The organism is Veillonella sp. ACP1 (assembly GCF_000286635.1).
GTDB lineage: Bacteria > Bacillota > Negativicutes > Veillonellales > Veillonellaceae > Veillonella > Veillonella atypica.
The window spans coordinates 144,392-167,915 of the sequence record NZ_ALKL01000007.1 but is presented as its reverse complement, the minus strand read 5'-3'; the positions used below and the strand labels follow the sequence as shown (position 1 = coordinate 167,915).

At 38.6% G+C, this 23,524-nt stretch carries 18 protein-coding genes; 13 read left to right on the top strand and 5 right to left on the bottom strand.

The features are described from left to right. The first annotated feature begins 26 nt into the window (after window positions 1-26). The 10 genes from HMPREF1151_RS02515 to HMPREF1151_RS02470 all read left to right on the top strand — a co-directional run bounded on the left by HMPREF1151_RS02515 (window position 27) and on the right by HMPREF1151_RS02470 (window position 12,974). Window positions 27-1,067 carry a hypothetical protein gene (locus tag HMPREF1151_RS02515; protein ID WP_005382481.1) on the top strand — a complete coding sequence of 347 codons (1,041 nt, stop codon included), beginning with the start codon at window positions 27-29 and terminating at the stop codon, window positions 1,065-1,067. Beyond that, on the top strand, window positions 1,068-1,913 hold the full coding sequence (locus tag HMPREF1151_RS02510) for a stage 0 sporulation family protein (protein WP_005378472.1): 846 nt from the start codon (window positions 1,068-1,070) through the stop codon (window positions 1,911-1,913). Further along, window positions 1,906-2,634, top strand: a complete 729-nt coding sequence (locus HMPREF1151_RS02505) for a tRNA1(Val) (adenine(37)-N6)-methyltransferase (RefSeq protein ID WP_005382479.1) — start codon at window positions 1,906-1,908, stop codon at window positions 2,632-2,634. The genes HMPREF1151_RS02510 and HMPREF1151_RS02505 overlap by 8 nt, the downstream gene beginning before the upstream one ends. Continuing rightward, window positions 2,621-3,466, top strand: coding sequence for a 16S rRNA (cytidine(1402)-2'-O)-methyltransferase (rsmI, locus tag HMPREF1151_RS02500; protein ID WP_005380853.1), 846 nt, complete (start codon window positions 2,621-2,623; stop codon window positions 3,464-3,466). The genes HMPREF1151_RS02505 and rsmI overlap by 14 nt, the downstream gene beginning before the upstream one ends. Window positions 3,467-3,500: 34 nt before the next feature. Then, window positions 3,501-5,450 carry a methionine--tRNA ligase gene (gene metG / locus HMPREF1151_RS02495; RefSeq protein WP_009660901.1) on the top strand — a complete coding sequence of 650 codons (1,950 nt, stop codon included), beginning with the start codon at window positions 3,501-3,503 and terminating at the stop codon, window positions 5,448-5,450. After that, on the top strand, window positions 5,450-6,220 hold the full coding sequence (locus HMPREF1151_RS02490) for a TatD family hydrolase (protein ID WP_009660911.1): 771 nt from the start codon (window positions 5,450-5,452) through the stop codon (window positions 6,218-6,220). Before metG ends, HMPREF1151_RS02490 begins: the two co-directional genes overlap by 1 nt. A 151-nt stretch (window positions 6,221-6,371) precedes the next feature. Continuing rightward, entirely contained in the window at window positions 6,372-7,907 is a 1,536-nt protein-coding gene (locus HMPREF1151_RS02485; protein WP_009660954.1) for a Ppx/GppA phosphatase family protein, read from the top strand. A 9-nt stretch (window positions 7,908-7,916) separates the two neighbouring features. Then, window positions 7,917-9,467 carry a Ppx/GppA phosphatase family protein gene (locus tag HMPREF1151_RS02480; RefSeq protein WP_009660900.1) on the top strand — a complete coding sequence of 517 codons (1,551 nt, stop codon included), beginning with the start codon at window positions 7,917-7,919 and terminating at the stop codon, window positions 9,465-9,467. Window position 9,468: 1 nt separating this feature from the next. Further along, window positions 9,469-11,586, top strand: coding sequence for a polyphosphate kinase 1 (gene ppk1 / locus HMPREF1151_RS02475; RefSeq protein WP_009660866.1), 2,118 nt, complete (start codon window positions 9,469-9,471; stop codon window positions 11,584-11,586). A gap of 416 nt (window positions 11,587-12,002) precedes the next feature. Further along, a complete protein-coding gene (locus HMPREF1151_RS02470) occupies window positions 12,003-12,974 on the top strand; it encodes a 3D domain-containing protein (RefSeq protein WP_005382472.1) in 972 nt (323 codons plus the stop codon). Between the two features lie 119 nt (window positions 12,975-13,093). On the opposite strand, the gene msrB is transcribed toward HMPREF1151_RS02470, so the two are convergent. The 3 genes from msrB to HMPREF1151_RS02455 all read right to left on the bottom strand — a co-directional run bounded on the left by msrB (window position 13,094) and on the right by HMPREF1151_RS02455 (window position 16,309). After that, window positions 13,094-14,029 (bottom strand): peptide-methionine (R)-S-oxide reductase MsrB, encoded by a 936-nt coding sequence (gene msrB, locus HMPREF1151_RS02465; protein ID WP_009660887.1) that lies wholly within the window; start codon window positions 14,027-14,029, stop codon window positions 13,094-13,096. Continuing rightward, window positions 14,030-15,151 (bottom strand): 5-methyltetrahydropteroyltriglutamate--homocysteine S-methyltransferase, encoded by a 1,122-nt coding sequence (locus HMPREF1151_RS02460; protein ID WP_009660955.1) that lies wholly within the window; start codon window positions 15,149-15,151, stop codon window positions 14,030-14,032. It abuts the gene before it with no gap. A 222-nt stretch (window positions 15,152-15,373) separates the two neighbouring features. Next, window positions 15,374-16,309, bottom strand: coding sequence for a LysR family transcriptional regulator (locus tag HMPREF1151_RS02455; RefSeq protein WP_009660886.1), 936 nt, complete (start codon window positions 16,307-16,309; stop codon window positions 15,374-15,376). A gap of 108 nt (window positions 16,310-16,417) precedes the next feature. Between HMPREF1151_RS02455 and rnmV the strand changes: the two genes are divergently transcribed. Further along, window positions 16,418-16,948 (top strand): ribonuclease M5, encoded by a 531-nt coding sequence (rnmV, locus tag HMPREF1151_RS02450; protein WP_005378514.1) that lies wholly within the window; start codon window positions 16,418-16,420, stop codon window positions 16,946-16,948. Between the two features lie 57 nt (window positions 16,949-17,005). Further along, window positions 17,006-17,860, top strand: a complete 855-nt coding sequence (gene rsmA, locus HMPREF1151_RS02445; RefSeq protein ID WP_009660889.1) for a 16S rRNA (adenine(1518)-N(6)/adenine(1519)-N(6))-dimethyltransferase RsmA — start codon at window positions 17,006-17,008, stop codon at window positions 17,858-17,860. A 74-nt stretch (window positions 17,861-17,934) separates the two neighbouring features. Here the strand turns inward: rsmA and HMPREF1151_RS02440 are convergent, their stop codons facing one another. Continuing rightward, entirely contained in the window at window positions 17,935-19,182 is a 1,248-nt protein-coding gene (locus tag HMPREF1151_RS02440; protein ID WP_005378508.1) for a sodium/glutamate symporter, read from the bottom strand. Window positions 19,183-19,418: 236 nt separating this feature from the next. Beyond that, a complete protein-coding gene (locus HMPREF1151_RS02435) occupies window positions 19,419-21,014 on the bottom strand; it encodes a peptide chain release factor 3 (RefSeq protein WP_009660946.1) in 1,596 nt (531 codons plus the stop codon). A gap of 176 nt (window positions 21,015-21,190) precedes the next feature. On the opposite strand from HMPREF1151_RS02435, the gene HMPREF1151_RS02430 reads away from it, so the two are divergent. Next, window positions 21,191-23,503: a DNA topoisomerase 3 gene (locus HMPREF1151_RS02430; RefSeq protein ID WP_009660877.1), complete on the top strand. Its 2,313-nt coding sequence runs from the start codon at window positions 21,191-21,193 to the stop codon at window positions 23,501-23,503. Window positions 23,504-23,524 lie beyond the last annotated feature (21 nt).

The window sequence follows — 23,524 nt, the reverse complement described above, 5'->3', positions numbered from 1 at the left end:
TAATATTGGACAGGATAGGAGGGATTATGACATATTTTGATAATGTAATCGGTCAAGATACGATTAAAAACCACCTAACTGAATTGGTAAAACGGCAAACATTACCACATAGCTTGTTGTTCTATGGAGAGGCTGGACTTGGTAAACTTGATATGGCTATAGGGTTAGCATCGTTGATTTTAGGACGGCAGGTATTTCCAGGCCATAATGGGGCTGAATATCTAGACGAGGTAAAAAATGCACGCCTTGCCAATGGTGAAAGTGAAAAGAAAATAGAAGCGGAAGGTTTACCTATTTATATGGATAAGGGAGATGCATTTTGGATTCGTCCTATGAAATCAACCTTAAAAGTAGAACAATGGTATTCCCTATTGCAAGATCATCTATCTGTTGCTGGTCTTGGAAACCGCGTCGTTATCATTGAAGACTTTCACATGGCCAATGCTATTATGGCGAATGCCATGTTAAAAACGATTGAAGAACCACCGGCACAGGTGTACTTCATTATTATTACGAACAAGATTAATCTTGTGTTGCCAACAATTATTTCACGGTGTATGGGTGTGGGCTTTCAATCCGTTTCGGATGAAAGTATTCGCTACGCATTGCAGCAACGTGGTATTACAGGAAACATAGATGAAGCTATTTCGATGGGCCATGGTAACCCTGCTGTTGTGGAAGCATTAGTACAACAGGGAACGATAGCCATGTTGGAATTAGCCATACAATGGATGCGAACATTAGGCTCTGATTCCCGATGGTTTTCAAAGATTGCCATATGGTGTGAGTCATTGACCCGTGATGATGCATTGGATTTAATGCATTGGTTACGATTGTTAAGTCGCGATATGATGGCCCTTAAATGTGGTGCAACCATAGAGCAACTACAAGTACCCATGCATAGAACAGTATTATTAGAATTATTACCGCATTGGCCAATGGCCGCTTTAGCAACTGTAGCTCATGAAACATTGCGCGCGGAACAGGCACTGCGGTTACACATAAAAATCGCTCTCGTGATGGACGGTCTTAGTATCGCCCTTCACGATGCTCGTGAGGAGGTTTAGATGGTAACCATCGTTGGCGTACGATTTAAAAAGGCTGGTAAGATTTACTATTTCTTACCTGGCGAAGAAACTCTAACAATCGATGATGGCGTCATTGTAGAGACAGCGCGTGGCGTTGAATATGGTACGGTTGTAATTGGACCAAAAGAGGTGGCAAAGGATTCTTTGGTGATGCCTGTTAAAGAAGTAATGAGAAAGGCTACACCTAAGGATTTACAACAATTAGAAAAAAATGAGGAACGAGAAGAAAAAGCCTTTGCGATATGCTTAGAAAAGATTGCGAAGCGCAAATTGCCGATGAAGCTAATTAATGTAGAATACACATTTGATATGAATAAAATTGTATTCTTCTTTACTGCCGATGGGCGCATAGATTTCCGTGAACTTGTAAAAGATTTAGCCACTGTTTTTAGAACGCGTATTGAGTTACGTCAAGTAGGTGTCCGTGATGAAGCTAAAGTGTTAAATGGCATAGGTGCCTGTGGCAGACCTTTATGTTGTTCTAACTTTTTAGGTGATTTCTCACCGGTATCGATTCGCATGGCTAAGGATCAAAATTTAAGCTTGAATCCGACCAAGATTTCTGGTGTATGTGGTCGACTTATGTGCTGTTTAAACTATGAAGACGATTTATATAAAAAGGGTGGAGACCTTTATGTGAAGAAGGATAGAACTCCTTCGCCTCGCGACGTAGAGCCACCAGGTATCGGTAAAGAGGTCGTAACTGATGAAGGTATCGGCAAGGTTCTTAAGGTAAATCATCATAAACATACCGTTAAGGTTCAGTTGGAGGCAGGTCGAACCATCGATTTAAAATGGTCTGATGTGGCATTGCCAGATGAATAATCAAGAGCAACTCGATGATTTGATTATCGATGATTTAAAGATATATCAGCGGCAAGATCAATTTCGCTTTTCCTTTGATGCTATTGCATTGGTTCATTTTTGCCGATTTAATCAGCGTCATCGATATATAGACTTAGGCACAGGTACAGGGGTATTACCGTTAATAGGTACATCTCTAGGTGCTGGTCATATTACAGGTGTTGAGATTAATGATGTAATGGCTAACATGGCTGAACGCAGTGTTCTATATAATCATAAATCCAATGTTGTATCCATAGTTCAAGGTGATTATCGCACTATGAATTATCAGCAATTTGGTTCCAAACCTTTTGATGGTGTTCTAGTGAATCCTCCTTATTTTGACCATCGACGAGGTGAAGTGCCTAATAATCATCATCTTAGCTTGGCATTACATGATGGTTGTACTTCTATTGATGATGTATGTACAGCGGCTTCTCGATTAATCAAAAATAAGGGGCGTTTATGGATGGTATATAGTGCACCTCGTTTATCAGAGCTCATACATGCATTAACAGCGGTTGGATTTACTGTTAAACGAATACGCATGGTTCATGGTATGATTCATAAACCGGCTAAAATCGTTTTGATTGAGGCTATAAAGGGCGGTGAACAAGGGTTAATCGTTGAGCCGCCATTAATCGTATATAGCCAACCTAATGTGTACACGGAGGAGGTGTCTCGTTGGTATGAACGAAAATAACAAGGGCACCTTGTATTTAGTGCCTACGCCCATTGGCAATCTAGAGGATATGACGTATCGTGCTGTACGGATACTGGGAGAGGTTGATGCTATTGCAGCCGAAGATACACGGCACACCGGTATATTGTTAAAGCATTTTGAAATTAGTAAGCCTTTGATTTCTTATCATGAACATAATAAGGAAGAAAAAGGAACTGTTATTATAGAGATGTTATTAGAGGGTAAGAATATTGCTTGTGTTAGTGATGCGGGCATGCCTGCTATATCTGACCCTGGTGCAGATCTTGCATCGAAGGCCATTGCACAAGCTATATCCGTTGTACCCTTACCGGGGGCTAATGCAGCATTAACGGCGCTTATTGCATCTGATTTAGATACTAAACAATTTACATTCTTCGGTTTTTTACCAAAGCGTGGGAAACATCGCAATGATGCTCTTCAGCTTATGGCGAAACAACGAGGAACGCTAATATTTTATGAGGCACCTCATCGTTTACAAGAGGTCCTCTGTGATATGTATGAGGCCTTTGGCAATCGACCGATTACGATTGCTCGCGAGGTAACTAAAAAGTTTGAAACCTTTTTACGCAGTGATTTAGCTTCTATTTGTGAGAACCTAAATCAAATTATCTATAAGGGCGAATTTGTCTTAGTGATAGGTGGTTGTGAGACGGGTGAACCGACTGATGATATGGAAGAACAACCTATATCCTATGAAGCAGCCGTAGCCGAATTAGTAGAAACAGGAGTACCAAAGAAGGAAGCTATTCGCGAAGTAGCAAAACGCTTTGGCGTTTCTCGCCGTGAGGTTTATAATATTGTAGAGCGATAACACTTTCACAAGTGATGAATAGAAGGAGATTATGATGGGCGATACAAAGAAGACATTTTATATTACAACTCCAATTTATTATCCTAGTGCTAAATTGCACATAGGTCATACATATTGTACATCTGTAGCTGATACAATTGCTCGTTTTAAACGTTTAGCTGGTTATGATGTACGATTTTTAACTGGCTCTGATGAACATGGTCAAAAAATTCAACGTGCTGCTGAGGCACAAGGTATTACACCATTAGAATATACGACTAATATTGTTAATGGATTTAAAGCATTATGGGAAAAAATGCATATTTCCAATGATGACTTTATTCGCACTACCGATGCACGTCATGAAAAGGTAGTTCAAGAATTATTTACGAAAGCTTACGAAAAAGGCGATATTTACAAAGCAGAATACGAAGGTTGGTATTGTACACCTTGCGAATCCTTCTGGACTGAACAAAAACTTGGTGAAAATCATACCTGTCCAGATTGTGGACGTCCTGTAGAGCGCGTTAAAGAGGAAAGCTATTTCTTTAAACTTGGTAAATATACAGACCAATGGTTGAAATTTATCGAAGAAAATCCTGATTTTATTCAACCTGAATCTCGTCGCAATGAAATGATTCAATTCGTAAAACAAGGGCTTGAGGATTTGGCTGTATCTCGTACCTCTTTTGACTGGGGGATTAAGGTTCCTTTCGACCCTAAACACGTTGTGTATGTTTGGTTCGATGCATTAGTAAACTATATTAGCGCATTATCTCCTTTCGATGGGGATGGTGAACTATATAAGAAATTCTGGCCAGCAGATCTTCATTTGGTGGGTAAGGAAATTGTTCGTTTCCACACTATTATTTGGCCTATGATGCTCATGAGCCTTGAGTTGCCATTGCCTAAAAAGGTATTTGGCCACGGATGGATGATTGTAGATGGTACCAAGATGAGTAAATCTCTAGGTAATGTTATTGATCCAAATCCATTGATTGATACATATGGTGCGGATTCTTTGCGATATTATTTGTTAAGTGAAATTACATTAGGCCATGATGGAAACTTCACATTGCCTAACTTTGTAACCAAAATTAATGCGGATTTATCTAATGATTTAGGTAATCTTTTAAATCGTACTATTGCGATGATTGAAAAATATCATGGTGGCATCATCACAAAAACTAATGATGTAGATGATTTAGATAAAGAAATTTCTTCCTTGGCAGAACAAACGGTTGCAGATTTTGAAGCCCAAATGGAAGCTATGGAATTAAATAAGGCCCTTAAAACAGTATGGGCTTTTATCAGCCGTATGAATAAATATATCGATGAAACTATGCCTTGGGTATTGGCTAAGAGCTCTGAAGAGGCGGATGTACTACGCTTGAAATCTGTTATGTATCATCTTGCTGAAAGCTTACGTATCATCGCTGTTCTCGTAAGCCCTGTTATTCCAGTAGGGGCTCCAAAAATTTGGGAACAGTTGGGCCTAGGTGGTTTTGAGCATGTCCAATTAGATGATGTACGTACATGGGGCGGCATCCAAACTGGTACAAAGGTCGTAAAAGGTGAGCCAATTTATCCACGTTTTGAAGTTCCAGAAATGGTAGACATCGCTGCTGTAGAAGAAAAAACTACAGAATCTGTTGATACGTCTAATATTCCACCTTTAAAAGAAAATATTAGCTATGATGATTTTGAAAAATTGGATCTTCGTGTCGCTAAGGTTGTAAGTTGTGAAAAGGTACCTAAGTCTAAAAAATTATTGAAATTTGTATTGGATATTGGTCTTGAAGAACGCACTGTATTAAGTGGTATATCTCAATATTACGAGCCAGAATCTATGGTTGGTAAAAAGGTAATTTACTTAGCAAACTTGAGCCCTAAAAAGATGATGGGCATAGAATCTTATGGTATGATTTTATCCGCTTCTGATTGGGAAGAACATTTAGAAGTTACCAATATTGAATCATTACCAGCAGGGAGCATTGTAAAATAATGAAACTCTTTGATACACATGCACATATTAACGATAATCGTTTTGATAACGATAGAGCTGATATGTTACAAGCTTGTTTCGATGCAGGCGTTGAATACATTATGATTCCTGGTGTTGATAGACAAACTGTTGAATCAGGTGTTGCATTGGCTGAAACCGATGACCGTTTATATGCAGCCGTAGGCACACACCCTCACGAAGCAAAAGATTTTACTGATGATGACTATGAATATTTTAAAGAGTTAGCATTACACAATGATAAGGTCCGTGCTATCGGTGAAATCGGCCTAGATTATTATTATGATTTTTCTGATAGACCAACGCAAAAGAAGGTGTTTATACGTCAACTCGAGTTGGCTCGAGAGGTAGATTTGCCTATTATCATCCATGACCGTGATGCCCATGGTGATATCATGGATATATTGCGCAACGAAGGCAAGGACAATTGGGGGATTTTCCATTGTTATTCCGGTAGTTGGGAGATGGCTAAAGAGGCTATTAAATTGGGATTCTATATATCCTTTGCTGGACCTGTTGTATTTCCAAAGTCTACGAAGTTAAAAGAGGTTGCTAAACAAGTGCCACTTGACCGTATTCTTATTGAAACGGATTCTCCGTATTTAACACCACCTCCATTTAGAGGCCGTCGTAATGATCCGAGTAAAACACAATTTGTGGCTCAGGAAATTGCATCGTTACGCGGTATGGATGTAGATGAGTTTGCTTCGATTGCTTATGAAAATGGCAAACGTGTATTTGGAATAAAATAAATACTGCTAGTTATAGGATATATGTGGACTAATTATGGTTTATACATATATCCTTGGTAGGACGCGATTCTTTCGTAGAAAGGATCGCGTTTTTCTATGGTATACTAACATATATAGTCTATATCGATTTGGGCTTATAAAGGATGATAAGATGGAACGCATTGCATTTATTGACTTAGGATCGAATTCCGTTCGATTCGTTATTTATGAAATATCAGATACAGGTAGTTATCGCTTAATTTATCAGGAAAAAAATTCCATTCGCTTAAGCGAAAATATGTGGGGTAATCATAAACTGACAGAACCTGCTATGAATCGTGCTTTAGTGTCGCTACAGTCTTATGTACATATGGCAAAAGCGCTTGAGGTAAATTCTACTAAAGCTGTTGCTACAGCAGCTGTTCGATTAGCTAAAAATGGTGATGAATTTATTGAAACCGTGAAACGTGAGACCGGGCTTGATTTAGAATGTATTTCAGGAGAAGAAGAGGCTCGTTTAGGCTTTTTGGGTGTTATTAATACGATTGGTCTCAAGGATTTTGTTATTTTTGACTTAGGCGGAGCCAGTACTGAAGTTACATTAGTAAGAAATCGTCAAATTGAACAGTCTGTTAGCTTACCTATTGGTGCTTTAACATTAACCGGAACCTATCAGAAGGGTGATGAGTTTACAGACAAAGAATACAATAAAATGATTAAGGCCATTAGAAAGGCCATAGAGGAACAACCTTGGCTTAAGAACACTAAAATGCCTCTGTTAGGTATTGGTGGTACTGCACGAAATATAGCCAAAATGGATCAACGTAAATTATCATATCCTATTACTAAATTACATAACTATGAGATTCCATACCATCGCTTTACAGAATTATTGGATGAGGTTAGATCTAAACCGTTAGGGCAACGCAAAAAAATAAATGGTCTTTCATCCGAGCGAGCTGATATCATAATTGCGGGAATGAGTATCGTCTATGAATTATTTAATTATGTGAATTGTAAAACCTTAGTCGTAGGTGGTTCTGGCCTTCGAGAAGGTTTATTTTATGATTATTATGGGCATAACTATTTAGGTGGTAATCCTATTATTCCAGATATATTGATTCACTCTGCAGAAAATGTTTTATTGGAGATGACACGTCATGAGCTCGTTCATGCTAAATATATTTGCAGATTAGCTGATACATTATTTGAACAATGGTGGTCCTTGCATAAGGGCGATAATGCGCTGCGCCGTTGTTTGCAAGTAGCATCATTATTGCATGATATTGGCAAACGTGTGAATTATTATAGTCATGCTAGACATGGTTGCTATATGCTGGTTAACAGTAATCTATACGGAATGACACATATTGAACAGGCTTTTAGTGCGTTTCTCGTTATGAATTCGCATGGTTTAACACCTAAGGAATATAAAAACTTCTTGTACGGTAAACTACTGGATGATGAGCAGCGTTCGATAGGGCAAAAGTTGTCAATTATTCTAGCTATTGCTGAGGCTCTTGATGAAAGCCATGAACAGCTGGTTATGAATTTAGATAGTCGCATTAGTCCAGATGAGGTGCGTTTGATTATACAGTATCCAAAGCATCGAGATATTGATATAACAAAAGGGGCTGTTGAAAAATTAGTGAAGCCTTTTAAAAAGGAATTTAAACGTCAGTTAGAAATTGAGTGGTCCCCTCAGTAGGAGGTAGGTATGACATTATCAAAAGTGCTCAGATATGCTATTTTACATGTTGGGTCTAGTAGCATGAGCATTACAATATTAGAATACAAAAGTATTGATGATGTACGTGTCATCGATTATGCAGCTCGAGAAGTGACCTTTGGAGAAGAATTATTTCAAACTTCACGTCTTAGCTTTAAAACGATTGAAGAGATTTGTGACATTCTTAAGGGCTATAAACAATTAATGGCTGATTATGGTGTGTCTAGATGCCGTTTATATGGCACTACCGTAATTCGGGAGGCCACTAATAGAAGAGCTATATTGGATCAGATTTTTATACAAACTGGCATGCGTGTTGAAGTGATAGATATGCCTAAAGAGGTATATTTTAAGTACGCTCTTGTATATTACGAAATGATGTACCATCATAAGGCGACAGATGAGGATACAGCTTGTCTCTTTGCAGATGTTACATCTGGAGGGGTTGGTCTAACAGCTTGGAGAGGAGCATCTTTGTTATTCCAACAAAACATGCATAGTGGTTCTCTCCGTGTTATGGAGTCTTTTAACAGAAATCAAAGGGCTTCTATATCGTTTAGCACTGCTATTACAGAATATTTGCATCGTATGATTAGTCCATTGCGAGAAGAATTGCAATTATTTAATATTAAGAATGTCATATTTTCCGGTGATGAAGCACGTTTAATCTTACAATTGATGGGATATAGTGATAGTGAACCTATTACAACAATTAACCCACAGCAATTTAAAGAGCTAGTAGACTCCTTTGATGGTATTACGGCTACCAAATTGATGAATCGGTATAAGATACCGGAATTTAAAGCTAATATTCTTATGCCTACAATGATTTTGTTTGCAGAAATCATTAATGCGATTCAACCAGAGTCTTTAATATTTAGTAGTTATTCTTTTTCACAAGGTATTAGTTGGTTTTACGGTGTAGAATCTGAAAATCATCCGTATATGTATCAGTTACGTGAGCAAAATGCTGACTTAGCACGTGCTATAGCGGCTCGTTATCACACCGATTCTATACATGATAGGGAGGTTGAACGTTTTAGTTTAGCCTTTTGTAATGCATTGCGTCATAAAGGCTTGCCAGAGCGGTGGGGATATTTGTGTCGCATAGCGGCAATCTTGTGTTCTGTTGGTAAATTTGTAAGCCTTAGAAATCATGGCGAGCATGCGTATCATATCGTCATGGGAACTGATATATTTGGACTTTCAGAGGAAGAAAAACAAGTAGTTGCGAATGTAGTTTATTACCACTATAAAGGGACACCTTCAGATGATGATGATTACTTTAGAGTGCTAACAGAATTACAAAAAATACAGGTTACAAAGCTTGTTGCTATCGTCCGTGTAGCCTGTTCATTAGATGCGGGAAGTAATCAAAAAATAGACGAGATACGATTAGAAGAGAAGGATAAAGAATTAATTGTTCACGTACGGACAAAGGAAAATATTTCTCTTGAATGGTGGACGTTTAATCGAGATTCTATCTATTTTAGCGAAATATTTGGTATGGAAATTTCCTTGACTATAGGGGGGGTATAAGTTGTTTACAAGTCCAAAGTACTATTTTAACCGTGAATTATCCTGGTTAAAGTTTAACCAACGGGTTGTATTAGAAGCGATGGATACGAGCAATCCCTTAATGGAGCGTTTACGCTTTATCGCTATTGCCAGTTCTAATTTAGACGAATTTTTTATGATACGCGTAGCGGGATTACGTCATCAAGCTATGAATGGTATTGTTAAATATGATGCTGCTCATATGGATGCCAAGGCACAGCTCAAAGCTATCGATGAATCTGTACAACGTTTAGTTTCGTTACAATATACATATTTACATCGCGTTTTAGCAGATTTAAAGGAAAAAGGGTTTAGTTTTTTTCATCCTGAAGAGTTAGATGTAAAGACAAAGGCCTGGTTACGTCATTATTTTGAGGAACAAATCTATCCTGTGGTCACTCCATTGGCCGTTGACTCAGGACATCCATTTCCTTTTTTGGCAAATAATACGATTAATGCTATTGTTCGCATCTTTCAAGTTCAACCAGATGGCACAAAGGATTATAAGATTGCAATTTTGCCAATACCGTCAGTATTAGATCGAATTATCGAGGTACCATCCTCCTCAAATAAGGTACATCGATTTGTGTATTTAGAGGATGTTATAAGTTATTATGCGATTCAATTCTTCCAAGGTTATGGTATTGAAGAGTCTATGATTTTCCGATTGACTCGTGATGCAGATTTGGAAATCGATGAAGAAGACGCAAAGGATTTATTGACAGAGGTAGAAGCTTCTTTACGGCGTAGACGCCGTGGTGATGCGGTTCGCTTAGAGGTTGTTGGAGCTGGTTCTCCTGAATTGTTGCGTACCGTATTGGCAAGTGTAGAGCTTGAAGAAAAAGATGTATACCATATAGATGGTCATTTAGATTGTCGTATGTATTTCGATTTTTCAAATTACCCTGGGTATGATAATCTGCGCTATAAACCATTTGAGCCTAAAATACCAAGCGATTTAATTGGATTCGAAGGAGAAAATTTACTCGATGTGATTCGTAATAGAGATATATTTGTACATCATCCTTTTGAATCCTTTAGTGTGGTTGAACAATTTGTAGCACAAGCTGCGGTAGATTCAAATGTCTTGGCTATAAAACAAACCTTGTATCGCGTTAGTGGAGAGTCACCCATTATTGCGTCTCTTATAAAAGCAGCGGATAATGGTAAGCAAGTTACTGTTTTGATGGAAGTAAAGGCCCGTTTTGATGAAGAGCATAATATTACTATGGCTCGTAGATTAGAAAAGGCGGGTTGTCATGTTATTTATGGGTTAAAGGGGTTAAAAACCCATTCTAAGATTACAATGGTAGTTCGCCGTGAAGAAGATGGTATACGCCGTTATGTGCATTTGGCAACAGGGAATTACAATGGTAAAACGGCCCGTATATATACGGATTGTGGCATTTTTACATGCAATGATGAATATGGTGATGATGCATCTCGCTTCTTCAATCTAATTTCAGGTTATTCGGACCCACCAATTTGGAATAAGTTTATTGTAGCACCATTAAATTTGAGAGAGAGAATTATGGATCTTATAGATGAAGAGATTCAATGTGCTAAACGTGGTGAAGATGCATATATTATTGCAAAGATGAATTCATTACTGGATAAAAAAGTCATTGCCAAATTATATGAGGCCTCTGCTAATGGAGTGCGTATTGATTTGATTGTACGGGGGATTTGTACTCTTAGACCTGGTATTGCAGGGGTTAGTGATAATATTACGGTACGTTCAATAGTAGGACGTTTCTTGGAACATCATAGATTGTTCTATTTCCGAAATGGAGGCAATGAAAAAATCTTTCTTTCTAGTGCGGACTGGATGCCTCGCAATTTAAATGAACGGGTTGAATTGATGATTCCTATTGAGGATAAACGTCATAAAGCAAGAATTAAAGGTATTCTAGACTTATATTTAGTAGATACATTAAAAGCACATCTTATGAGATCCGATGGTTCTTATTATAAGGTTTCTAATATAGAGGGGCCGTTATCTGCACAAGAAGAATTAATGGAGGCTGCTAACACACAAGATAGTAGGGAGCAAATGACAGTCATAGAACGATTTAAGCCAATGTTTAAGATGAAAGAATGATGAAATTTCAAAACGCTGTTATATAGATGTATAAATATAGATTATAAATACCCAATTTACGTATGTTTTAGTCGTTTTATTTACTGTAATATGAAATGTAAATGAAAATTTAGAACTTTAATATATTTTGTGGTAACAATAGAAAAACTCATAAATATTCATTGTCGAAATAATATATACATCATATACTATATATTGTAGTAGTATCTTATATACCTCTACAATTTTGCTTATGTAGTATGTTATCGAAAAACCTAGATATGTATTTATACAGTGGACAAAGTGTAAAAAAACAAAAGATTAAAAATAAAAAAAACCATATATTATGAGGGCTTATCGACGATTGTTAACCTTGTGTGTTTGACAGGTTATATCTAACTGTAGTAGAATATGATTGTTACAGGAGGTATTTCGTAATGAGAATTCAAAAGACGCACAAGCGATATATATCGTCTGTGGTTGCTGGATTGATGGTAACTGCAATAACCTTGACTGGTTTTTCTTACAACGATAAAACTGTTACAGTCATGGCTGATGGTGCAGCTCATACTGTTAAAACACATTTAAATTCGAATGAAGGTATCGTGCGTAACGCAGGTATTAAATTAAATCCGAAAGATAAAGTAATTAGCGATTCTAATTCTGTACAAGAAGGGACAACACTTACAGTAGTAAGAGCATTCCCAGTATCTGTTACAGTAAATGGAAAAACTAGAACTGTTTATACTACACAAACTACAGCCGAGGATTTAGCAGAAGAATTAGGCTTTAAAGCTCCTAATTATACCACTGCAGCTAGTGGTGCTATTCAAGCTGGTAGTACTGTGAATATTGTACGTGTTACAAGCCGTGCAGTGAATACTGTGGATCAAGAAATCCCAGTTCAAGTTATTCGTCAAAAAGATGACACAATGGCTCAAGGTGAAGAAGAAGTTGTTCAAGTTGGTCAACCGGGCACTGAACGCGTTCAGGTTGAGACATTATATAATAATGGCACCGCTATTAGAACGAATGAATTGTCTAAGTCTGTAATGACAAATATGGTACCTACAATTATTAAAGAAGGTACTCGTGAAGTAACGACATCCCGTAATGTATCTGGCCGTGCATCTCGTTCCATCGTTATGGAAGCATCTGCTTATTTAGCAGGTGATGGCGACGGTGCTGGTATTACTGCTACAGGCATTCCTGCAGTACGCGGTGTAGTTGCTGTTGACCCTGATGTGATTCCATTAGGTACGCGCTTATTTATTCCAGGCTATGGTGAGGCCGTAGCAGCTGATACAGGCGGTGCTATCGTAGGAAATCGTATTGACCTTGTTATGGACTCCTATGGTGAAGCCATGGACTTTGGTCGACGTGATGTAACAGTTTACGTACTCGATTAATTCATATTAATAATAAATGGAGATATCCAAGTGATATCTCCTTTTTGTATAATTAACCTAATGAGAAAAGGACGATAGTTTCCAACGAGGAAATGTATCGTCCTTTTATTGTATAGATATTAGTCGATATAAGGAATTAGGTATTCATACTTTGTTCCTAATAATTCATTTTTAGGTATAAATTTGAGCGCAGATCCATTGATACAATACCGTAATGATCCATTAGGTCCATCTTCAAAAACATGACCTAGGTGTGCATTTCCGATTCGACTACGCACTTCAATACGTTGCATACCATGGGAGTCATCTTTGTAATACCGAATAACATCCTTTGCTATTGGTTTTGTAAAACTTGGCCAACCACAGTGTGACTCGAATTTACGCGATGATCCGAATAGTGGTTCACCCGTTGTAATATCTACATAGAGTCCGGATTTAAACTCATCAGTCAATTCATGACTAAATGGTGCATCTGTAGCAGCATTTTGAGTCACTTCAAACTCTTGCGGTGATAAAGTTTGCAAGTCTTTTTCGGTCGGTTTGTTATAGGCGCTATCGTCTATAAGTGGCTCTTGGGATAGGCCGAGAGGAATGTGACAATAACCATTAGGGTTTTTGTCTAAATAATCTTGATGATATTCTTCTGCAGAGTAATAGTTATCGAGTGGTAATACTTCGATGGCGAAGGGCTTGCTTTCAAAGGATTGAGCACGTGCTAATGTAGTCTCGATAATTGCTTTATCAGCACTATCTGTATAGTATATACCTGTCCGATACTGAACTCCTTCATCCCCACCTTGTTTATTGATGCTAAATGGATCGATAGCACGCAAGAAATACTGAATTAAATGATCTAATGATAATATATCGGTATCATAGATTACTTTTAGTGCTTCTACATGGCCACTGTCATGACATACATCTTCATAACTTGGGTTGGTAGTAGGGCCGTTGGCATAGCCCACCTCAGTCGATACTATACCAGGAATTTGGCGAATATAACCTTGTAATCCCCAGAAACAACCACCACCTAAGTATATTGTGCGTTCTGTCATCTAATCACCCCATACTTCGTGTGCGATTTCTTTAACTAATGCTAATTTGGCCCATTGTTCTTCTTCGGTTAATTGATTGCCGATTTCGCAGGATGCAAATCCGCATTGAGGGGATAGGCAAAGTCTTTCGAGAGGAATGTATTTCGTAGCTTCCTTAATGCGAGCCTTAATCACTTCTTTATCTTCTAGTTCTGGACGTTTTGTTGTAATGAGGCCTAATACAACCTTTTTATTAGGTGATACTTCACGCAATGGTTCAAAGCCACCGGACCGTTCGTCGTCGAATTCTAAGTAATATGCATCTACGTTTTCTTTGGCAAATAGAATTGGTGCCACTGGTTCATAGCCGCCGCTAGCAGCCCAAGTAGAGTTGTAATTACCGCGGCATACATGTGTTGTAAAAGCTAGATCCTGAGGACGACCTTCAAGAGCCAAGTTATTTACACGCAAGTATTTTGCTGTTTCTCCTTCGATGGTTACACTTTTATCTTTTTGACGGCCAGTCCAATAGCCATGGTCGCAGCACATACCCCATGTACAATCATCAAATTGAATGTTGCGACAACCTGCATCGTATAAATCTTTTATAACTTGACGATAGGCTGCTGCAATATCTTGGATTAACTCCTCTAAATCTGGGTAGAAGGAACGTGTTACAGTACCATTATCTTCTCGGAATAATTCTGCTAAGAATTGAGATGGGGCAGGGATGGTTTGACGAGCTGTTGTATGTTCATCTTCGAATTGTTTTACGAATTTAAAATGTTCTACGAATGGATGATTAGTGCCTGTAATTTTGCCTGTAAGTGCAAGAGAACCTGGTGCTGTTTCTTGGCCGTGGAATTTGTAGCCATGTTCAAGTTCAATTTCTTTTACACCATTGAATCCCCACATGAAATCTAAATGCCAATATGCGCGGCGGAACTCGCCATCTGTAATCACAGGTAGACCTGCTGCTTTTTGCTTTTTGATAAGGTCTGTAATAAGGCGATCTTCGACGGCTGTTAAATCTTCACGACTGATTTTGCCATCTGTGAAAGCTTGACGTGCTTCTTTTAATTCTGCTGGACGTAGGAAAGAACCTACAATATCAAAATGAAATGGTGCTAAATGGTTAGACATAATAAAACCTCCTATAATAAACGGTATAACCGATAATTTCGATAGGTTTATTATAGCTAAGTCTAACTATATTTAAAAATATCTATATGTTAATGTTTGGTATAGATTAGAGTTATGGAGGCAACCATATAGTATGGCATTAGTTATAAAGAAAAAGTACATCCTTCTGTATAGAGGATGTACTGATTTAGTTTGTTATTTTGATTTGTAGAATCGAAAGATTTATTTTTCGGTGGGCAATTGAATATGTTTGCCATAATTGTTTACATATTGCTCTAAGGCATTAATATATCCTTGTCCTAAACGACTGCGCTGCATTTTATTGTTAGTAATGTAGCCGATATGCATGATGCCTTCTTCTGCTAGGGGCACGGAAATGATACTTTCACCATTGAACTCCTTATCGATAACGCCGCTTGATACGGTGTATCCATTGAGGCCGATTAATAGACTAAAGAGGGAGGCCCTATCACGGACGCGTATATGTTTTGGGCGCACAACAGTACTAAAAATTTCTTCGGAAAAATAGAACGAGTTATGGTCGCCTTGTTCAAATGATACATAAGGATATGGTTCCAATTCATTCATAGAGACCATTTTTTTAGTAGCTAATGGATGTTGTTTGCCGATAAAAATATGAGGGCTAGCCGTGAATAGCTCTGTAAAGGTTAATTCGTTAGTATGAATCAATTTTTCTAGAACAGGTCGATTAAAATCATTGTAATATAAAAGACCGATTTCGCTTTTCATATGCGCTACGTCATCAATGATTTCATAGGTTTGTGTTTCCCGTAACGAGAAATCATAAGAGTCTACATCGCTTTGATTGATAAGATCGATGAAAGCATTTACAGCAAAGGAGTAATGTTGTGTAGATATGGAAAATTGTTTTTTTCCACCTTTATTACTCTTATATTGTTCTTCTAACAGCGTAGCTTGTTCCAATACTTGGCGTGCATATCCTAAAAAACGCTCGCCCTCCTTAGATACAGTAATGCCCTTATTGGTGCGATCGAAGATGGTAATGCCCATCTCCTTTTCTAATTCTTTTATGGCTTTCGTCAAGCTTGGCTGAGATACGAATAAACGTTTTGCAGCCTCACTAATACTGCCGATGTTGGCAATTGTCGTTACATATCGCAATTGTTGTAATGTCACAATTATCTCCTTATTTTTATAGTTTTATATAATATTATACTAAACTATTACACCTATTTAAGCAATGCTATATATGTTACAATAATATAATAGATATAAGGAGGTCCTATGTTAAAAGAGGTTATTGTAGTAGAAGGAAAATCGGATATACAACGTATACATCAAGCTATTGACGCTGATTGTATTGCTACGGAAGGATTTACCTTGCGCAAGGGCGTTATTGAACAGATTCGCGTAGCCTATGAGAAGCGAGGCATTATTATTCTTACCGATCCAGATACGGCTGGCGAACGTATACGTCGCGTATTAACAAAGAAATTTCCTAATGCACAACATGCCTTTGTTCCTCGCGATGAGGCCTATGCAAATGATGATATTGGTATCGAACAAGCTTCGCCAGAGTCTATTATAAAGGCTTTATCTGTACTCCATACAGAATCATTGGTATCCAGCGAGGAATTTACGATGGCAGATCTTGTACGACATGGCCTTTCTGGATTTCCTAATAGTGCTGATAAACGAGCTGCCGTTGGTGCTGCTTTGGGTATAGGATATGGAAATGGCAAACAGTTCTTATATCGACTCAATCATTATGGCATCAGTCGTGATGAATATGAACAAGCCGTTTCAAGATGCTAATATACTTTCAACAAATATAGTATTAAATTCGTAACAAAATTTAGAATAGGAGTATTCATGATTGAATCTATCATTGCGAGTCCAGAAGTAGTTCATTATATCTGTAAACGTTTTGATATTAAAATGAGCAAAAAGTTGGGCCAGAATTTTCTGATTAAGCGTGGCATTGTTGATGAAATTGTAAAAGCTGCGGATTTACAAGAAGGAGAGCCTGTTTTAGAAATTGGTCCTGGTATTGGCACGCTTACACAAGGCTTAGCACAAAGTGGTGCTAATGTAACGGCTATTGAGCTCGATACGCGTTTATTAGAGGTTTTAGATACGACACTAGCTCAATATAGTAACGTGACTATTGTTCATGGGGATGTGTTGAAATTGGATGTACCGTCCATTATGCATCATGAACCGTTCAAGGTTGTTGCTAATTTGCCATATTACATTACAACGCCTATTATTATGTCTCTTTTGGAAAGTAGATTGCCTATAGAGCGCCTCGTTGTGATGGTACAAAAAGAAGTAGCCTTACGGATGGTGGCAAAGCCAGGTACGAAGGACTACGGTGCTCTATCGGTGGCTGTTCAGTATTATACTAAGCCCGATATCGTGTTAGATGTTCCGCCAAAATCTTTCTTGCCAGCGCCAGCTGTAACGAGTTCTGTCATTCGCTGTGTATTGCGTGATAAACCTCCTGTGGATGTGGTTGATGAAAAACTATTCTTCCGCGTTGTGAAAGCCGGTTTTGCGCAACGACGTAAAACATTTGCTAATACAATGAAGACGACAGGGCTTTCTAAAGATCGAATTGAAGAGCTTTTAGCAAAAGCCAATATCGATGGTCAACGAAGAGGAGAGACATTTACCCTCCAAGAATTTGCCGATGTAGCCAATGCGTGGGCGGCCTTAATTAAATAATATAATTAAAAGGTCCTAAGGATTATCCTTAGGACCTTTTGGCATAAAAAAGGACCCGAATGGGTCCTTTCATTTTAGTATAGAATGCCAGCCATTGTTGTAATAATAAAGGCATTAGCAAAGTCGATTAAGAATGCACCTACCAAGGATACAACGAGCCATGCACGAGGGGATGGGCCGTGTTTACTTGCTAAGGATAACATATTAACCAATGCGTTTGGCGTAGCACCTAAGCCGAAACCGATAGCACCTGCACCGAGCATAACGGAATCGTAGTTGCGACCAAATAGGAAGTAAATAATGTATGCGAATACACAGATAAGCGCCATTTGTGCAACTAAGATTGTAATAAGTGGTAATGCAAGGTCGATTAATTGTACAAGTTTCAAGCTATTGATTGCCATTGTAACGAATAGGGACAATGCTACATTAGATACAGCATCAAGGGCAGCATCGTTAATCTTGTAGGATTTTGTAAAGTCACCAAAGTTACGAATGATGGCTGCACAAATCATAGAGCCAATGTATGCAGGTAATGGAGTTAAGATAGATAAACCTGCACTTACGATGGTACCAATGCCAAGAGCTAGGCCAATCCACATACAAATCGTTAACAAATCTTGAGAGTTGAATTGCTTTCCGCCGCCTTCAACGTGATCTTCGATATAATCGATGTTGTCATCATCCATAGTTTCAGGGTTGTCGTAAGGTGTTTTTACCTTATGCATTTTGATGATGCGTTCTCCTACTGGAGCACCTAAAATCGTACCAGCTACCATACCAAATGTAGCTGCTGCTACGGCTGCAGATGCAGTACCTGGAATACCAAGTAATTGTTCATAGTATGGACCGAAGGCACCTGCCGTACCGAGACCACCAATCATGGATACGGAACCGGCCATGATACCGATAATAGGTTCAATACCCAATGCTTTTGCAATAGCGATACCTGCAGTATTTTGAACTACAATCCACACGGCACAAGCAAGGAAGAAGAAGATAATGAAAATACCGCCTTTTTTCAATACCTTTAAGGAAGCCATCAACCCGATGGTAGTAAAGAAGGCAAGCATTAAAAAGGTTTGCAAGGAACCTTCAAATTTAATATCCAAGATATGATAATAAGAAAGAATAGCAGTTAAAAATGCAAATGGTAAAGCCCCTACAGCTGGTGCTGGCATACACATGCGTTGTAAAAACTTGGAATGTTTATTAATCCAAGTACCTATGAATAAGGTAATTACAGCGAGGCCCACAGTTTGAATCATGGACAGGTTTAGTGTCCATACATCGTTGACTAACTTTAGGTCAATCAGTGGCATAAAATCACTCCTTTTAACAAATAAAAATAATTTATTACATTGTATCATGAACAACCAATTAAATACTATAGAATTTATCATGTATACAAAATATGTATAGATTATATATTCTACGTCTTCCTTATAAATTCCTCTAATGAGAATAGAAAAATTTTTGATTATATAAATGTGAGAATAAAATAGCGAAGGATCGATAGAAAGGACCTTCGCCATTTATATAGTGAACTAAGATTTAATTAAATCTCATTATGTAGTTTTGGTGTTGTTAAGAAAGTAACATCAGGATTACGCTCTAGAACCCAACCCATTTGCCATTCGTTGGCGATGAGTACAACGGTGCGGTCACGGTTATCCTTTACAATCATTGCATTATCTAGACCTTTTAGTGTGGATGTATCTACGTCTCCGTCAATCCAACGTGCTACACTGTATGGCAATGTATGATTTAATAAATCGACACCGTATTCATTTTTTAGGCGGTATTCCAATACTTCAAATTGAAGCATACCGACAGCGCCAACTACGAAGGAGTCAAGAGCACCTGGTTGTTCAAAGATTTGAACAGCCCCTTCTTGGGCAAGTTGTGTCATCCCTTTTTGGAATTGTTTGCGTTTCATCGTATCTTTTGGAGATACACGAGCAAAGAATTCAGGTGGGAAGACAGGGAAGTCGCCAAATGTAACCTTGTGCTTTTGTGTACATAGTGTATCGCCTACACCCATTGTGCCGGCGTCGAAGACACCGATAATATCGCCAGGATACGCATCTTCTACAATGGTACGTTCTGTAGCCAAGAATTGTTGTGGTTGTGATAAGCGAATCGTCTTATTCGATTGGCGATGCAATACAAACATGCCCTTTTCGAATTTACCAGAGCAGATACGCATAAATACGATGCGATCATGGTGATTAGGGTCCATATTGGCTTGAATTTTAAATACTAATGCCGAGAAGTCTTCGCTTGTAGGTTGTACAACCTCTTCGATAGCTTGACGTGGAGCTGGGGATGGAGCGAGTTCTAAGAATTTTTCTAAAAATGGTTTTACCCCAAAGTTTGTCATAGCAGAGCCGAAGAACATCGGTGTCAATTCGCCGGCGCGCACCTTATCAAAATCGAATGGGTCGCCTGCAACGTCTAATAATTCGATATCATCAAGCAATGCTTGATATACATCGTCACCTAATAATTCTTTCATGCGAGGGTCAGTTAATGCACCTTTTTCAGAGGCTAACTTTTCTTGACCATGTGTTTCATCCTTAGCAAAGAGCTCGATCGTTTCATGTTCTCTATCGTATACGCCCTTGTATTCGCCATTGATACCAATAGGCCAGTTCATAGGGCATGTACGGATGCCGAGAACGTTTTCGATTTCTTCCATCAAATCGAATGGACTACGACCAAAATGGTCAATTTTATTTACGAATGTAAAGATTGGAATACCTCGTTCTTTAGAAACGGCAAATAGTTTTTTAGTTTGTGCTTCCACGCCTTTTGCTACGTCGATAAGCATAACTGCACTATCGGCGGCCATCAATGTACGATAGGTATCTTCGGAGAAGTCTTGGTGACCAGGTGTATCGAGGATGTTTACGCGACATCCATCGTAGTCGAATTGCAATACGGAACTCGTTACAGAGATACCACGTTGCTTTTCGATTTCCATCCAGTCAGATACAGCGTGTTTTGCCGTTTTACGAGATTTAACGGACCCCGCTAAGTGAATGGCACCACCGTATAAAAGTAATTTTTCTGTTAATGTTGTTTTACCCGCATCCGGGTGAGATATGATAGCAAACGTACGACGACGTTGTACTTCTTCTAAAAATGTCATAATTCACCTCTGTTGTTTCGCTTGTGAAAGTTTAATTGTATTGTACAATTTTCACATCATTCATATCTTTAAAATTATACATGATTTTGGTAGTTATGACCACTAAATTGTAGTATAATGAGATTTCAAAGAGCGACTACGGGGATGGTCGTCATATGTACGTTAAGGAGGGGACCATGCGGTTATTTATTGCAGAAAAGCCATCCATGGCTCGAGAAATCAGTAAATGTTTGCCGGAAAATAAGAATATACAAAAGCGCAATGGTTATTTCATTCAAGGTGATGATATTGTTACATGGGTTGTAGGGCATGTATTACATCAAGCGGAGCCTGGTGACTATGACGATAAGTATATCCGCTGGCGCCCTCAAGATTTACCAATCGTACCTATTGAGTGGAAATTACTCGTAACCGATAGTAGTCGTCAACAGTTTGAAACTGTAAAAGAGCTGATTGGAAAAGCTGATATCATCGTCAACGCGGGAGACCCGGATAGAGAAGGTCAGTTATTGGTCGATGAGGTTTTGTATTTTGTAGGCAATACAAAACCGGTGCAACGGATTTTATTAAATGCATTGGACGAGAAATCTGTAAAATCGGCATTAGGTGATTTGCGCGATAATAAGGACTTTCACAATCTATATCAATCTGCATTAGCTAGAGCGCGTGCAGATTGGTTAATCGGGATGAATTTATCGAGGGCCTATACATTATCTGAACGGTATAAGGGGAATAAGGTAACATTGCCTATAGGCCGTGTAAAAACACCGACACTAGCACTCGTAGTACGTCGTGAGCGAGAATTAGCCGACTTTAAACCGGTTGATTATTTTACCGTTAAAATTTTATATACCCATGAGAATGGTACCTTTTGGGCAACGTGGCAACCTAAGGATGAACAAAAAGGATTAGATCCAGATGGGCGTCTCATTAATAAAGGGGTTGCTGAAAGATTAGTGCAACAGCTAGCATCAAGCCTTGATGGCGTGGTAAAATCCGTTACAAAATCCAAGAAGAAAGATTTACAACGGTTGCCATTATCACTATCGTCATTACAAGTGTTGGCAGGGAAGGCATACTCTTATGACCCTCAAACTGTACTTGATACGGCACAGAAATTATACGAGAAAAAATTGACCACATATCCTCGTTCTGATTGTGAATACTTGCCACCTAATCAATATGGTGATCGTATGGCTATTCTCAGCAATTTAGCGCAATCGGGGGATGAAAAACTTTCACAATGGGCACAAAATGCGGATAGAAATATTAAGAGTCGTGCATGGAATGACAAAAAGATTACTGCCCATCATGCCATCATTCCAACCACAGTTGCTTGTAATGTAAACAGCCTAACTCAAGCAGAACGTAATATTTACTTTCTCATCAGTCAGGCCTATATTGCTCAATTTTATGGAGAACATGTATATGAGCAAACAAGGATTGTAGTTGGTCAATGCGAGGAAGAATTCGTTGCCAATGGTCGCGTTGTTATTGAAGAAGGTTGGAAGTCCTTATATAAGCGTCAAAAGTCTAAGACTAACGCAGATGGTGATGAACCGGACTTAACCGATGAACGAGGTGCAGAATCGGGGCCTAAAAAGGATGCTATCGAAGAAGCAGATCATTTGCCATCGGTTAAAAAGAATGACTCAGTTCAATATACGGATTCAGCTGTAGAGTCAAAACAAACAAAACCGCCATCTCGATTTACGCCTTCTACATTATTACAAGCGATGAAGGAAATTCATAAGTTTGTTAAGAATGAAGAGTTGAAGAAACAATTGAAGGCCGTATCCGGTATTGGAACGGAAGCGACGCGGGCAAATATTATTGATGAATTAATCAGTCGTGGGTTTATGAAGACATCTGGTAAGAAACAGGTGTTATCTCCTACCGATACGGGATATCTTTTGGTAGATGCATTGCCTGATGAATTATTATATCCTGATGAAACAGCCATTTGGGAGGAACGTCTTGCTCTTATGAGTGAGGGGGAGGATACACTGGAGTCATTCCTAAAAGATCAGATTCAATTTTTACAACACTTAATTGATAAACTTGGTTTTGATAAACTGGTAAGTCGTGATCAAATGATGCCCAATGTGGTCCGTACCATTTCGAATCAAAATGCAAGACGGCCTATGGATGCCAATCAAGTAAATCTGAAGGATTTACCTGAGTGTCCATCCTGTAAGAAGGGGCGATTACAACGGCGGAGTGGTAAGTTTGGCGCCTTTTTAGGTTGTACTAATTATCCGTCTTGTCGATATACTCAACCTGTAGGTGGTGGTCAAAACGAGGATTCAAATCTGGAGGTTCCGGAAGAGTCAAAGCAATATATATGCCCTCGATGCAAAAAAGGATATTTTGTAAAGCAACAGATGAGAGGACGTACTACATGGGTTTGTAGTAATCGTTTAGCTTGCAAGACGCAGTGCATGGATGTAGAGGGTGTACCGAGTATCTATGCAAATCAAAATAAATAATTGCACATAAAAAATGCGTGT

What these genes read in the sequence shown, in the direction of transcription:
- HMPREF1151_RS02505 (WP_005382479.1), top strand. Translation starts at nt 1,906, where the DNA reads ATGAATAATCAAGAGCAACTCGATGATTTGATTATCGATGATTTAAAG.
- HMPREF1151_RS02440 (WP_005378508.1), bottom strand. Translation starts at nt 19,182, where the DNA reads ATGCCACTGATTGACCTAAAGTTAGTCAACGATGTATGGACACTAAAC.
- HMPREF1151_RS02435 (WP_009660946.1), bottom strand. Translation starts at nt 21,014, where the DNA reads ATGACATTTTTAGAAGAAGTACAACGTCGTCGTACGTTTGCTATCATA.
- HMPREF1151_RS02485 (WP_009660954.1), top strand. Translation starts at nt 6,372, where the DNA reads ATGGAACGCATTGCATTTATTGACTTAGGATCGAATTCCGTTCGATTC.
- rsmI (WP_005380853.1), top strand. Translation starts at nt 2,621, where the DNA reads ATGAACGAAAATAACAAGGGCACCTTGTATTTAGTGCCTACGCCCATT.
- HMPREF1151_RS02510 (WP_005378472.1), top strand. Translation starts at nt 1,068, where the DNA reads ATGGTAACCATCGTTGGCGTACGATTTAAAAAGGCTGGTAAGATTTAC.
- HMPREF1151_RS02490 (WP_009660911.1), top strand. Translation starts at nt 5,450, where the DNA reads ATGAAACTCTTTGATACACATGCACATATTAACGATAATCGTTTTGAT.
- HMPREF1151_RS02430 (WP_009660877.1), top strand. Translation starts at nt 21,191, where the DNA reads ATGCGGTTATTTATTGCAGAAAAGCCATCCATGGCTCGAGAAATCAGT.
- metG (WP_009660901.1), top strand. Translation starts at nt 3,501, where the DNA reads ATGGGCGATACAAAGAAGACATTTTATATTACAACTCCAATTTATTAT.
- HMPREF1151_RS02470 (WP_005382472.1), top strand. Translation starts at nt 12,003, where the DNA reads ATGAGAATTCAAAAGACGCACAAGCGATATATATCGTCTGTGGTTGCT.
- HMPREF1151_RS02460 (WP_009660955.1), bottom strand. Translation starts at nt 15,151, where the DNA reads ATGTCTAACCATTTAGCACCATTTCATTTTGATATTGTAGGTTCTTTC.
- rnmV (WP_005378514.1), top strand. Translation starts at nt 16,418, where the DNA reads ATGTTAAAAGAGGTTATTGTAGTAGAAGGAAAATCGGATATACAACGT.
- HMPREF1151_RS02480 (WP_009660900.1), top strand. Translation starts at nt 7,917, where the DNA reads ATGACATTATCAAAAGTGCTCAGATATGCTATTTTACATGTTGGGTCT.
- rsmA (WP_009660889.1), top strand. Translation starts at nt 17,006, where the DNA reads ATGATTGAATCTATCATTGCGAGTCCAGAAGTAGTTCATTATATCTGT.
- HMPREF1151_RS02515 (WP_005382481.1), top strand. Translation starts at nt 27, where the DNA reads ATGACATATTTTGATAATGTAATCGGTCAAGATACGATTAAAAACCAC.
- msrB (WP_009660887.1), bottom strand. Translation starts at nt 14,029, where the DNA reads ATGACAGAACGCACAATATACTTAGGTGGTGGTTGTTTCTGGGGATTA.